Origin of the sequence: Arthrobacter sp. CAU 1506 (genome assembly GCF_005047635.1) — a bacterium.
In the GTDB taxonomy this organism is placed as follows: Bacteria; Actinomycetota; Actinomycetes; order Actinomycetales; family Micrococcaceae; genus Crystallibacter.
Genome location: NZ_SUKC01000011.1, coordinates 101,015 through 113,682 on the forward strand (window position 1 = coordinate 101,015; position 12,668 = coordinate 113,682).

Consider the following 12,668-nt stretch of genomic DNA (forward strand, 5'->3'; position numbering starts at 1 on the left):
TTCCGGCTCCGGGCTGGAACCGGGTCCGGCTGGCTTAGGAGGCAATCTCCGGGTCCTCCACGTCGATGTCCAGTTCGTTGCTCGGGATGGAGGCCAGCAGCCGCCGGGTATACGGGTGCCGCGGATTGGTAAAGACTTCCTCCGAGCTGGCCGCCTCCACGAGTTCGCCGTCCTTCATCACGCAAACGTAGTCGGAGATCAGGCGAACCACGGCCAGATCATGCGAGATGAAGAGATAGCTCAGCCCCAGTTCGGACTGCAGGTCACCGAGCAGTTTCAGGATCTGCGCTTGGACCAGCACGTCCAGGGCCGACACCGGCTCGTCGCAGACAATCAGGTCCGGCTTCAACGCCAACGCCCGGGCAATCGCAACGCGCTGGCGCTGTCCCCCGGAGAGCTCGGACGGGTAGCGGCGCAGCATGCTCTGCGGCAGGGCCACCTGGTCCATCAGTTCGCGGACCCGGGCGGAGCGTTCCCTGGCGTTGCCGCGCTTATAAGTGGACAGCGGCTCGTCCACGATCCGTTCAACCGTGAACATCGGGTTCAACGATGAATAGGGATCCTGGAACACCGGCTGCACCCGCTGCCGGAACTCCCGCAGTTGCGGCTTGGACAGGGTGGCCACGTCCATGCCGTCGAAGGTCATCGTGCCGCTGGTCGGTTCGATCAGCTTCAGGAGCATCCGTGCCGTGGTGGTCTTACCGGAGCCCGATTCGCCCACGATCGCGACCGTCTGTCCGCGTGGAACATCCAAGGTCACGTTCTTCGCCGCGTAGAAGTCCTCGGCCTGGCCGCGGATCTTGTACACCTTCGTCAGGTCGCGCAACTCCACTATGTTGTCCACGGCCCGGGCTCCGGCGGCAGCGCCAGTGGCCAGTCCGGCGGACGAATCCGCGACCGCTCCGGCACCGAGCCGATCGGCGGCGCGCATCCCGAGTGGAGCCGCCCCCGCCGAGGCCGCTCCGGCGTCGTGGTTCTGGAACACCTTCTCTGCGCGGTCAGGCCGCGACTCCGGGCCGGGGACAAACGCGCCCGGCAACAGGCGCACGGCCGCCACGCTGGGTGCCGCCCTGACCAACGACTGGGTGTACGGATGCTGCGGGTCCTCCAGCAGCTGCCGAGCCGGACCGGCCTCCACCACGGTGCCGCGGTGCATCACCACCAGCTCGGCGGCGCGTTCGGCGGCCAGCCCCAAATCATGGGTAATCAGGAGCACGGCAGTGCCCAACTCCTGCGTCATCGAGTCGATCTGGTCCAGGATGGTGCGCTGCACGGTCACATCCAGGGCCGACGTCGGCTCATCGGCGATCAGCAGCCGCGGCCGGCAAGCCAGGCCGATGGCGATCAGGGCACGCTGGCGCATGCCGCCGGAGAACTCGTGCGGGTACTGTTTGGCGCGCTCCTTGGCGTTGGGCAGTCCCGCGGCTTCCAGCACCTCGATGACCTTACGGTCCACATCGCGCTTGGTCGCCATGCCATGCACCAGCAGCGTTTCGGCCACCTGCGAGCCGATCTTGGTAACCGGATTCAGGTTGGACATCGGATCCTGCGGAACCAGTCCGATCTGTCGGCCGCGGATGGCCCGCATCCGCTGCTCCGGCAGCCCCACCAGTTCCTGGCCGTCGAAGCGGATACTCCCGCCGGTCACTCGGCCGTTGCCGGGCAGCAAGCCAATCAAGGACATCGCCGTGGTGGACTTGCCGGAACCGGATTCGCCCACGATCGCCAGCGTCTGGCCCTGTTCCAAGCGCAACGACGCGCCCTCCACTGCTGCGACTTCGCCGTAGGTCGTGCGGAACGTAACGGCCAGGTCCCTGACCTCGAGCAGCGCTGTGGCGTCGGCTTGTTCGATCATGAGTCCATCCTGCCCCATTCGACGCCGGATGTGGCCTACCTCTCATCGGGAATTCGCCGCAGGGGGTGCGGGATCGGCGTCGATTAGACTGAAGGATCATTCCTGCCCGCCCCGAAGGAGCCCGAAGCGTGACACCACTTCCCGCGCGCCGCACCGTGCTGAAAGCCGGTGCCGCGGCAGCGGCTGTGTTGCTCGCCGGTTGCACTTCGGATCCCGGCCGGCCCGCGCCCTCAGCAACGACGGCCGCCCCGCCGACGGCATCGCCTGAGGACACCACCTTCACGATGGGCATCGCCGCCACTCCGGTAACCCTGGACCCCGCGCTGGCCCTGGACACCGAGTCGTACCGGGTGACCCGGCAAATGCTGGAGACCCTGATTGGCGTGGATCCGGCGACCGGCGTGCCGGCGCCTCGGCTGGCCGTCGAATGGAACGAGGTGAATGACGGCCGCTCCTATCGCTTCCGGCTGCGCGAAGGTGTCACCTTCCACGACGGCACTCCATTCGACGCCGAAGCGGTCCACACCAACTTCGAACGCTGGTACCACCTCCCGGAGGACTCCCAGCCGGTGGAAGGCGGACTGGCTTTCCGATCGGTCTTCGGCGCGCTGGCCTCCGACGAGGGCGAATCGCTCTACGAAAGCTGCGAGGTGGTGGGCCCGCTGGAGGTCCAGCTGAACCTGACGCGCCGGTTCACCGGGCTGGTGGCATCGCTGGCGATGCCGGCCTTCGCCATCGCTTCGCCCGCCGCGCTCAAGGCCGGCAAGGCCGACCGGTTGACGGAGGAACGCAACGGCAACAAGGTCTCCCGCTACGGACTGGCTCCGGTGGGCACCGGCCCCTTTGCCTTCGCCAACTGGGATCAGGACCGCGTGGCGCTCTCCGCCTACGACGGGTACTGGGGCGCGGCCGGCGACGTGCGCACCGTGGTGTTCAAGACGCTGCCGCATCCGTCCGCCCGGTTGCGCGCTCTGGCCGCCGGGGACATCGACGGCTACGACCTGGTCACCCCGGACACGTACGCGGACCTGGTCCGGGCCGGCATGCAGGTCCTCCAGCGCGACCCGTTCTCGGTGGCGTACCTGGGTATGAACCAGGCTGCCGACGGGCTGAAAGACATTCGAATGCGCCAGGCCATCGCGCACGCCGTCGACCGGAAGACGCTGATCGACAGTTTCTACCTGCAGGGCACCACCGAGGCCAAGCAATTCATCCCGCGCAGCCTGGGCGTGAACAACGAGACCATCCCGTATTACGAGTACAACCCGGATCGTGCCCGCGAGCTGCTGGCAGCGGCAGGGTACGACGGCGGGGAACTCACCTTCTACTATCCGCTCGACGTGACGCGGGCTTACCTGCCCACTCCCGAAAAGGTGTACGCGGAGCTGAGCCGCCAGCTCACCGCCGTCGGAATCAATATCAAGCCGATGCCGGTTCCGTGGGACGAGGGCTATCTGGAAGCGGTCCAAGGCACTGACGACCATGCCCTGCACCTGGCCGGCATCAGCGGCAGCTACCGCGATCCCGACAACTTCGTGGGACCGCTTTTCGGCAGCAAAACGCCTGAATTCGGCTACGACAGCGCGCAGATCCGCAGCAAGATTGCCCGGGCGAAGACCTTGCCCGAGGGCGAAGACCGCGTGGACGCGTACCTCAGCATCAATGAGCAACTGGCCCGCGCCGTCCCGGCCGTGCCGCTGGCCTTCCCGATCTCGGCGCTGGCCATGGGCGCACGCGTGGAGAGTTACCCGGCCAGCCCGATGCTGGACGAGGTCTACAACCTGATTCAGCTGGGCCCGGCCTAAACTGGCATCGGCTGCCGCCGCGGCAGTGTGTCACGCTGCATTACTACGAAACCCCCTGCTGCGTCTGTCTATTGGGTCACAACGGAGACGGCAAATTTTAGTCTCGCTGTGGCATAGCGCTAGGCTTCTCAATGCTGGCAAAGCTGCTATTGGAGATTGAAGTTGACTGCAAATACCCCCTCGGGATCATCCAACAACGTCGACGTCGCGCTGATTGGCGGCGGCATCATGAGCACCACCCTCGGCTCCTTCATCAAGCAGCTGCAGCCGGACTGGAGCATCAGCCTGTTCGAGAACCTGGACGAGGTGGGCATGGAGGCCTCGGATCCCTGGAACAACGCCGGCACCGGACACGCCGCGCTCTGCGAGCTGAACTACACCCCCGCCGCCGCTGACGGGTCCGTGGCGACCGCCAAGGCCGTGGGCATCAACGAGAAGTTCCACGTGTCGCGCCAGTTCTGGTCGCACATGATCCGCGAGGGCCACATCTCCTCGCCGAAGGAATTCGTCAACCCGCTGCCGCACATGAGCTTTGTCTGGGGCAACGACCACGCGGATTACCTCAAGCGCCGCTATGAAGCGCTGAAAAACGAACCGCTGTTTGAACAGATCGAGTTCACCGAAGACCACGCCACCATTAACGAGTGGACCCCGCTGATCATGGGTGGCCGCGACGCACAGCAGCGTGTGGCAGCATCCCGCGTCACCGGCGGCACCGACGTGGACTTCGGCTCGCTGAGCCGCAAGCTGGCCGGCTACCTGACCGCCAACGGCGTCGAACTGAACTACGGCCACCGCGTGCTGGACGTCTCCCGCAATACGGACGGCCGCTGGACGCTGGACGTGAAGAACAATGGCACCGGCGAAAAGACCAAGGTCAACGCCCGCTTCGTGTTCATCGGCGCAGGCGGCGGCGCCCTGCACCTGCTGCAGCGCTCCGGCATCCCCGAGTCCAAGGGCTTCGGCGGCTTCCCGGTCTCCGGCCAGTTCCTGCGCTGCACCGACGAAACCGTCATTGCCGCCCACAACGCCAAGGTGTACGGGCAGGCTTCCGTGGGCGCACCGCCCATGTCCGTGCCGCACCTGGACACCCGCTTCGTCAACGGCAAGCGCTCCCTGCTCTTCGGCCCGTACGGCGGATTCTCGCCGAAGTTCCTCAAGACCGGATCGCTGCTGGACCTGCCGCTATCCGTCCGCCCGTCCAACCTGATCCCGATGCTGGCCGTCGCCAAGGACAACTTTGGCCTGGTCAAGTACCTGGTCACCGAGGTGCTCAAGACCCGCGAAGGCAAGAACAAGGCCCTGCGTGCTTTCCACCCGGAGGTTGAAGGCGACCAGTGGGAACTGATCACCGCCGGCCAGCGCGTCCAGGTCATCAAGAAGGACCCGAAGAAGGGCGGCGCCCTGCAGTTCGGCACCGAGATGATCGCCTCCGCCGACGGCAGCATTTCCGCCCTGCTGGGAGCCTCCCCCGGGGCGTCCACCGCGGCCCCGATCATGATCAGCCTGCTGGAACGCTGCTTCCCGCTGGAGTTCAAGGGCTGGGAGCCCAAGCTGAAGGAAATGATCCCCGGCTACGGCGCCAACCTGAACGAGAACCCGTCCCTGCTGGCCGAGATCACCGCCGATACCAACAAGGTGCTCGAACTGGCCTGACAGCGGTCCGTTTCAGCGGTCCAGCCCTGACAAACTAAGCTTCAACCCATGCACAAGCTGGCAACGCTGTCCCTGGCTAACCGGGCGCTGATCGCGCTGATTACGGTCTTCGTGGCCGTTTTCGGCGTGATCACCATGGGATCGCTGAAACAGGAGCTGATCCCTTCGCTGGAGTTTCCGCGGGTCACCGTGGTCAGCTCCATGCCCGGCGCGTCCCCGGAAGTAGTGGACAAGCAGGTCAGCGAACCGTTGGAGCGTACGCTCACCGCCGTGGAGGGCCTCGAATCGTCCTCGGCGGTGTCGCGCACCGGGTTCTCCACCGTGAACCTCACGTTCGTCTACGGCACCAACCTGGACCGCGCACGCAGCCAGGTGGACCGCGCCATTTCCAACGTCCGCCAGCAGCTGCCCGACGACGTTGCGCCGCTGTCCCTCGCGGGCAGCATCGATGATATCCCGATCGTCTTCATGGCGGTCTCATCCGACGTCGACTTGAGCGAGCTGAGCACCGAGCTGAACCGGCTCACCGTGCCCCGGCTGCAGAACATCGCCGGCGTCCGCGGCGCCGAAGTCTCCGGCGGCCCCGGCCGGCACATCGCCATCCTGCCCGACGAGGATGCCATGGCCGAGGCCGGCGTCGGGGTATCCGCCCTGGTGGACAGTCTGGCCAGTAGCGGCGGGCTGGTTCCTGCCGGGGCGGTGCAGCAGGACGGCCAGAGCCTCTCGGTGCAGATCGGCAGTCCGTTGGACAGCCTGAAGGCCATCGAGAACCTGCCGCTCTCCCCCGCTGACACAACGACGGCGGAGCAGCCCACCGATACTTCCTCGCCAGGGGCGGCGGGGCAGGCACCGGGACAGTTCCCGGGCCGGGGCCAGCCCGCTCCGCCGGGCGGCTCGGCGGACCAGGGCCAGGTTCCGGTCCCGGACACCGTGCCGGGACAGTCACAGCCCGGCCAGCAGCCGGAGGCCGCGTCGGCAGATCCCGCCACCATTGGGGATGTGGCCAAAGTTTCCATTGCGGACGACGAGCGGACCTCGATCACGCGAACCAACGGAGAGCTGACGCTGGCGCTGGCCGTCACGAAGACTCCGGACGGCGACACGGTGGCCATCTCGCACGCCGTCAAGGAGATGGTGCCGGAGCTGGAGGCCGAACTGGGCAACGGCGCCCAGATCACCACCGTGTTTGACCAGGCCCCGTTCATTGAAAAGTCCATCAAGGACCTCACCACCGAGGGACTGCTGGGGCTGGGCTTCGCGGTGTTGATCATCCTGGTCTTCCTACTGTCCGTGCGCGCCACGCTGATCACCGCGATTTCCATCCCGCTGTCATTGCTGGCCACCTTCATCGGCCTGAACGCGCTCGGCTACTCGCTGAACATCCTCACCCTGGGCGCGCTGACCATCGCGATCGGCCGCGTGGTGGACGACTCGATCGTGGTGGTCGAGAACATCCGGCGGCATCTGAACTACGGCGAGGCCAAGCGCGACGCCATCATGGCGGCGGTGCGCGAAGTCGCCGGCGCGATCACCGCGTCCACGCTGACTACCGTGGCGGTCTTCCTGCCGATCGCGTTCGTCGGCGATCTGGCCGGTGAGCTGTTCCGGCCCTTCGCCGTCACCACGGCACTGGCGTTGCTCGCCTCGCTGGCGGTGTCGCTGACGATTGTGCCGGTGCTGGCGTACTGGTTTGTGAAGTCGCCGCAGCCGCAGTCACGCCCGGACGCGCTGGCGGTCCGCGAAGCGGCGTCGGAGAAAGAACGGCGCTCCCTGCTGCAGCGCGGCTATCTGCCGGTGCTCGCCGGCACCCAGCGGCACCCGGTAGTGACCACCGTGGCCGCCCTGCTGGTCCTGGCCGGCACCGCCGCGATGGTCCCGCTGATGCAGACCAACCTGCTGGGCGACAGCGGCCAGAACAGCTTCAGCCTTCGGATGCAGATGCCGGCCGGGAGCAGTCTGGAATCCACCGACGAGGCATCGGTTCCCGTCGAGGAACTGCTGGCCGGCATGGACGGCATTCAGGACGTCCAGGTCACCATGGGCAATGCCGGCGGCGGCGTCGGCACGTTCCTGTCCGCGGGCGCCTCGGTGGCCCAGTACACCGTCATCACGGAGGAAGGCATCGACCAGGCGGCGTTGCGCGACAAGGTGCGCGCCGCCGTCGAGGATCTGCCCGGTGACGCGACGTTCACGCTGGGCACGCAGGGCGGCGGTTTCGGCACCTCCAGCACCGTGGATGTGGAGATCTCCGCCAGCGAGCCGGAGCAGTTGCAGGATGTTTCCGACCGGCTGGTGGACCGGCTGCGGGACCTGCCGGGAGCCGCGGAGGCATCCAGCAACCTGTCGGCCGCCGAACCCGTGGTGCAGGTGTCCGTGGACCGCGCCAAGGCCGTGGCTGCCGGCCTGGACGAGGAACAGGTCGCGGGCCTGCTGGCGTCAACGCTCAGCCCGCTGCCCGGCGGCACGGTGCGGATCGGCACCACCGACTTCCCCGTGCTCATCGGCGAGGGCAGCGACTTCTCCAGCGTCGACGAGCTGCGCGACGTCGAACTGCCGACCGCCGCCGGGCCGCTCCCGCTGACCGATCTGGCCACGGTGAAAGAAACCGACGTGCCGACGTCGATCAGCGCCAGCGGCGGCGAACGCACCGCCGTCGTCTCCGTCACCCCGGAGGGGGACAACCTGGGTGCGCTCAGCGGCGAGGTGGCGGCGGTCCTGGACGGCACCGAGTTGCCGGCGGGCGTCACCGCGAGCCTGGGCGGCGCGGCCACCCAGCAGGCCGAATCCTTCACGCAGCTGGGCTGGGCGCTGCTGGCCGCCGTCGCCATTGTCTACGTGATCATGGTGGCGACCTTCAAATCCTTGGTGCAGCCGCTGATCCTGCTGGTCTCCATTCCGTTCGCGGCCACCGGAGCCATCGGGCTGCTGGTCCTCACGCAGATTCCGCTGGGGCTGCCGTCGCTGATCGGCATGCTGATGCTGGTGGGCATCGTGGTGACGAACGCGATTGTGCTGATCGACCTGATCAACCAGTACCGGCGTCCGCATGACGGGCAGCCCGGCATGAACGTGGCGGATGCCATTACACACGGCGCGCGGCGCCGCCTGCGGCCCATCCTGATGACCGCGCTGGCCACCATCTTTGCGCTCACGCCCATGGCGCTGGGACTGACCGGCGAGGGCGGCTTCATTTCGCAGCCGCTGGCCGTGGTGGTGATCGGCGGCCTGGTTTCCTCCACCGCGTTGACGCTGGTGCTGGTGCCGGTGCTGTACCGGTTGGTGGAGGGACGGCACGAGCGCCGGGAGATCAAGCGCAATACACTCGAGGCAGAGCTGGTCCCGGCCGGGCGCTGACCTCCGGCGGGTCCCTTTACCCCGGGAGGTGCAGCGCATGCCAGAACCTGAAACCGCACCAGCCGGCACGCCCGGCCGGCTGGCCAGGTCCATCAGCCGGTTCGTGGACCGGCTTCCAGCGCCGATGCGGAGATACGGCCAACAGATCGGCGGCTGGCAGCGGATCCAGCTGGCGTTCAAGACGGCCCTGGCGTGTGGCATCGCCTGGATCATCGCCCGGCAACTGCCCGGCGAGGTGGCCGACTACCCCTATTACGCCCCGCTCGGTGCGCTGATCAGCATGTATTCCACCGTTGCTGATTCCGTCAAGACGTCTTTGCAGACGCTGGCGGGACTGCTGCTGGGGATCGGACTGGCCTGGCTCCTGCTGCTGACGGTCGGGCTGCACGTGCTGACCGTGAGCCTGCTGGTGTTCCTGGGTGTTCTGGTGGCCGGGCTGCCCCGCCTCGGCGCCGGCAGGGACTGGGTCCCGATGGCCGCGCTGTTCGTCCTGCTGGTGGGCGGCTCCGATGCCGGCGACTACTCGCTGGGCTATGCGGTGCAGATGGCGGTGGGAGTCCTTGTGGGCATTACGGTGAACTTCCTGTTGATCCCGCCGCTGAACTTCAGCGCGGTGGGCCGCAGCCTGCAGCAATTACAGTCCGACCTTGCGGGCCAGTTGGAGGAGATCGCCGAGGCGCTGCTGGAGGACTGGCCGCCGGAGCGCGACGAGTGGGCTTCCAACGGAGAAAACATCGTCCGGCTGAGCGAACAGGTGCGCCAGGCCGTGGCGACCGCCGACCGCAGCCGCAAAGCGAACCCGCGGCGCAGGTTCCAAGACCGGGATCTTCAGGCCGACTGGAGTAATTTGCGCACGCTGGAACGCGCAGCGTTTAACACCCAGGACATCACCGAGGTGCTCGGTGCGGTGATCTGGGACGATCACCTGCACATCCCCACGCGGGTGCTGGAGCCCATGTCCGAGGCACTGAAGGCCACGGCAGCCGCGGTCAGAAGCCTGGCCGCCGAGGACCTGCAGGAAAAACTGGACGCCGCCAGCGCGGCACAGCAGCAACTGACAACAGAGCTGGCCGGCTCAGTCACCACGGAGACCCCGGGCACGGCAGGTGGCTACGTTGCGGTCAGCCTGGACCGCATCCTGTCCGCTTTGCGCCGCCAGCTGGACGATTCCACGAACCAGCAGCGGTGATAGCGGACCGGTGCCATCTGCGCGCACGATCGGAAAAATCTATACTCCGACGGTGACCAGCCGCGTGAGAACCCCAAGGGAATACCTGGCCCTTGCCGCCCGTTGGAGACAGTGAATGCAAATGCATGTAAACTGATCTCCGACAAGCACTACAGAAGAGGCAAACCATGGAACTCGGCGTATTCAGCGTCAGCGACGTCACCCTGGACCCGACCACCAACCGCATGCCCACCGAACGCGAACGGATCAAGGCGTCGGTGGCCATCGCCAAAAAGGTCGAAGAGATCGGCATGGACGTGTATGCCATCGGCGAGCACCACAACCCGCCGTTCTTCTCCTCCTCCCCCACCACCCTGCTGGCCTACATCGCCGCGCAGACCGAGCGGATTACGCTGTCCACCGCCACCACGCTGATCACCACCAACGATCCAGTGAAGATCGCCGAAGACTTCGCCATGCTCCAGCACCTGGCCGACGGACGCGTGGACCTGGTCCTGGGCCGCGGCAACACTGCCCCGGTGTACCCCTGGTTCGGCAAGAACATCCAGGACTCGCTCGAGCTGACCGTGGAGAACTACGCCTTGCTGCGCAAGCTCTGGGATGAAGAAGTAGTCAACTGGCAGGGTAAGCACCGCACGCCGCTGCACAACTACACCTCCACGCCGCAGCCGCTGGACGGCGTCGCACCCTTCGTCTGGCACGGCTCCATCCGCACCCCGCAGGTGGCTGAACTGGCCGCTTACTACGGCGACGGTTTCTTCGCGAACAACATCTTCTGGCCGAAGGAGCACTACATGCAGCTCATCGGCCTGTACCGGGAACGCTACGAGCACTACGGCCACGGCACCGCCGACCAGGCCATTGTGGGCCTGGGCGGCCAGTTCTTCATGCGCAAGAACTCGCAGGATGCGGTCAACGAATTCCGCCCGTACTTCGACAACGCCCCGGTCTACGGCCACGGCCCGTCGCTGGAGGACTTCACAGCGCAGACCCCGCTGACCGTGGGCAGCCCGGAGCAGGTCATCGAAAAAACTCTGGCCTTCGCCGACTACTTTGGCGACTACCAGCGCCAGCTGTTCCTGATCGACCACGCCGGCCTGCCGTTGAAGACCGTGCTGGAGCAGCTGGACCTGTTCGGCGAAGAGGTGCTGCCGGTGCTGAAGAAGGAATTCGCCGCCCGCAAGCCGGCGCATGTGCCGGACGCCCCGACGCACGCCAGCCGCAAGGCAGCTCGCGACGCCAAGCAGCTGGCCAGCGAGTCGGTGACCAATGGCTGAATCCTCTACTCCTGATATCAGGACGACGGCGGAGGCCTGGGAATCGCTGTTCCGCACCCAGGTGGCGGTGATGCGCCGGATGCAGCAACTGCCCGAGTTCAAAAAGCTCGCGATGCGGGAGTACGACGTGCTCTTCAATCTGAGCTTGTGCCCGGGCGGCTGGAGCCGGTTGAACGAGCTGAATGAAGCGCTGCTGATCAGCCAGCCGAGCCTCAGCCGGATGGTGGACCGACTGGAAAAGAAGGGTCTGGTGCTCCGGCGCACGGCCCAGAACGACCAGCGGGGCATCGAGATCTCGCTGACCGAGGAAGGCCGCGCGCTGCAGAAGGAAATTGGCCGGGAGCACGTTAAGCACCTGCACTCCATGCTCGCGCCGCTGCTCACCGAGGATGAATTCGGCCAGCTCCGAGGGCTGACCAAGAAACTGCATGCCGGCCTGAAGAACGACTGACGCCGCCGCGGTCCACAGGGCCCGGTTGCTTCCGCGAATGCGGCAGCAACCGGGCCTTATGCCCGCCCATGTGGCGGCCGGATGTGCGCGAACCGACTGGCCGCAACGGTTTAGCTGGCAAGACCACGCGGCAGGCCGCCGGTGCCGCCTCCGCCTCACGTCGCCGGTGCCGCCTCAGGCGGGGGCGTCGCCGGAGATCTGCAGCGTCATGATGACCTGCTGCACCGTCTTGAAGTGCTTGGTGGTGAGGAAGCGCTCCGCCTCCGCGATCAGCCCGTACTTGTCCAGCAGGCCGGTCTTTTCGCCCGGGGCCGGCGTACCATTGCGCACGGCCGTGCCAAAGGAGTAGGTACCCACGGACTTCGGGCCGTTGACGGTGTTTTCCACCGTGCAGGCCTGGAAGCCGTTGCCGGCCGGCTTGTCGGTCAGCCCGTAGGAGCCGAAGTACTTGTAGCCCAGCAGGGTCCGGTAAACGAAGACGGGATCGACAGTGTCGGCGGACGCCACGGCTGGCACCTTCGCCGGTTCGCTGAGCAGCACCCGCAGTTCGGTGACGCCGCCCGCACTGCAGGTGTCCTTCGGCAGTTTCAACCGGGTGTGCAGTTCGGCGGCCAGCTTGCCGGACGAGTCACGGATGTCCAGATGCAGTCCGTTGTCCGAGGGTTGGCTGGGCTTGACCTGCCGCTGCACCACCCAATCGGCGGGTATCTCGAAGCTGAGCACACGGTCGGGGTCGGTGTACACCTTCCAGCCGTCGATGGTGGCTTGACGGACCGGCCCTTTTGCTGCGCCGGGCCCGGGCGAAGCGTCGCCGCCCGCCGCCACCGCAGGTGACGCGCCCGCGCTGGGCGAGGCACCGGCGTCGTTGGTTGGCAGCAGCCCGCACCCGGAAACCAGTGCCAAACACAGGGCGGCAGCGGCACCACGGCCCAGTACGTTCCCTGCCTTCATGGCCTGCTCCCCCTCCGTCAGGTTCCTACCGTAGCCACTGTGCCGACCCGTTCGGAAGAGCCGCGCGCACCGTGTCCCACCCGGCACCCATCTGTGTACCCTCCGGGCCTCCGCCCGAGCAGCACATGCG

The 12,668-nt window shown here is 66.7% G+C and carries 8 protein-coding genes; 6 read left to right on the top strand and 2 right to left on the bottom strand.

All coding sequences use genetic code 11. The features are described from left to right. Nucleotides 1-34: 34 nt before the first annotated feature. Nucleotides 35-1,855, bottom strand: coding sequence for an ABC transporter ATP-binding protein (locus tag E4J89_RS13485; RefSeq protein ID WP_169304006.1), 1,821 nt, complete (start codon nt 1,853-1,855; stop codon nt 35-37). A 128-nt stretch (nt 1,856-1,983) separates the two neighbouring features. Here E4J89_RS13485 and E4J89_RS13490 point away from each other — a divergent pair, with 128 nt between their 5' ends. The 6 genes from E4J89_RS13490 to E4J89_RS13515 all read left to right on the top strand — a co-directional run bounded on the left by E4J89_RS13490 (nt 1,984) and on the right by E4J89_RS13515 (nt 11,587). Then, nucleotides 1,984-3,660: an ABC transporter substrate-binding protein gene (locus E4J89_RS13490; RefSeq protein ID WP_136786662.1), complete on the top strand. Its 1,677-nt coding sequence runs from the start codon at nt 1,984-1,986 to the stop codon at nt 3,658-3,660. A 162-nt stretch (nt 3,661-3,822) separates the two neighbouring features. Further along, nucleotides 3,823-5,316, top strand: coding sequence for a malate:quinone oxidoreductase (locus tag E4J89_RS13495; RefSeq protein WP_136786663.1), 1,494 nt, complete (start codon nt 3,823-3,825; stop codon nt 5,314-5,316). A gap of 48 nt (nt 5,317-5,364) precedes the next feature. Then, nucleotides 5,365-8,670: an efflux RND transporter permease subunit gene (locus E4J89_RS13500; protein ID WP_136786664.1), complete on the top strand. Its 3,306-nt coding sequence runs from the start codon at nt 5,365-5,367 to the stop codon at nt 8,668-8,670. Nucleotides 8,671-8,707: 37 nt separating this feature from the next. Then, nucleotides 8,708-9,859 carry an aromatic acid exporter family protein gene (locus tag E4J89_RS13505; RefSeq protein WP_136786665.1) on the top strand — a complete coding sequence of 384 codons (1,152 nt, stop codon included), beginning with the start codon at nt 8,708-8,710 and terminating at the stop codon, nt 9,857-9,859. Between the two features lie 167 nt (nt 9,860-10,026). Then, nucleotides 10,027-11,136, top strand: coding sequence for an LLM class flavin-dependent oxidoreductase (locus E4J89_RS13510; protein ID WP_136786666.1), 1,110 nt, complete (start codon nt 10,027-10,029; stop codon nt 11,134-11,136). Continuing rightward, a complete protein-coding gene (locus E4J89_RS13515; RefSeq protein WP_136786667.1) occupies nt 11,129-11,587 on the top strand; it encodes a MarR family transcriptional regulator in 459 nt (152 codons plus the stop codon). Before E4J89_RS13510 ends, E4J89_RS13515 begins: the two co-directional genes overlap by 8 nt. Nucleotides 11,588-11,761: 174 nt before the next feature. On the opposite strand, the gene E4J89_RS13520 is transcribed toward E4J89_RS13515, so the two are convergent. After that, a complete protein-coding gene (locus E4J89_RS13520) occupies nt 11,762-12,538 on the bottom strand; it encodes a hypothetical protein (RefSeq protein WP_136786668.1) in 777 nt (258 codons plus the stop codon). Nucleotides 12,539-12,668 lie beyond the last annotated feature (130 nt).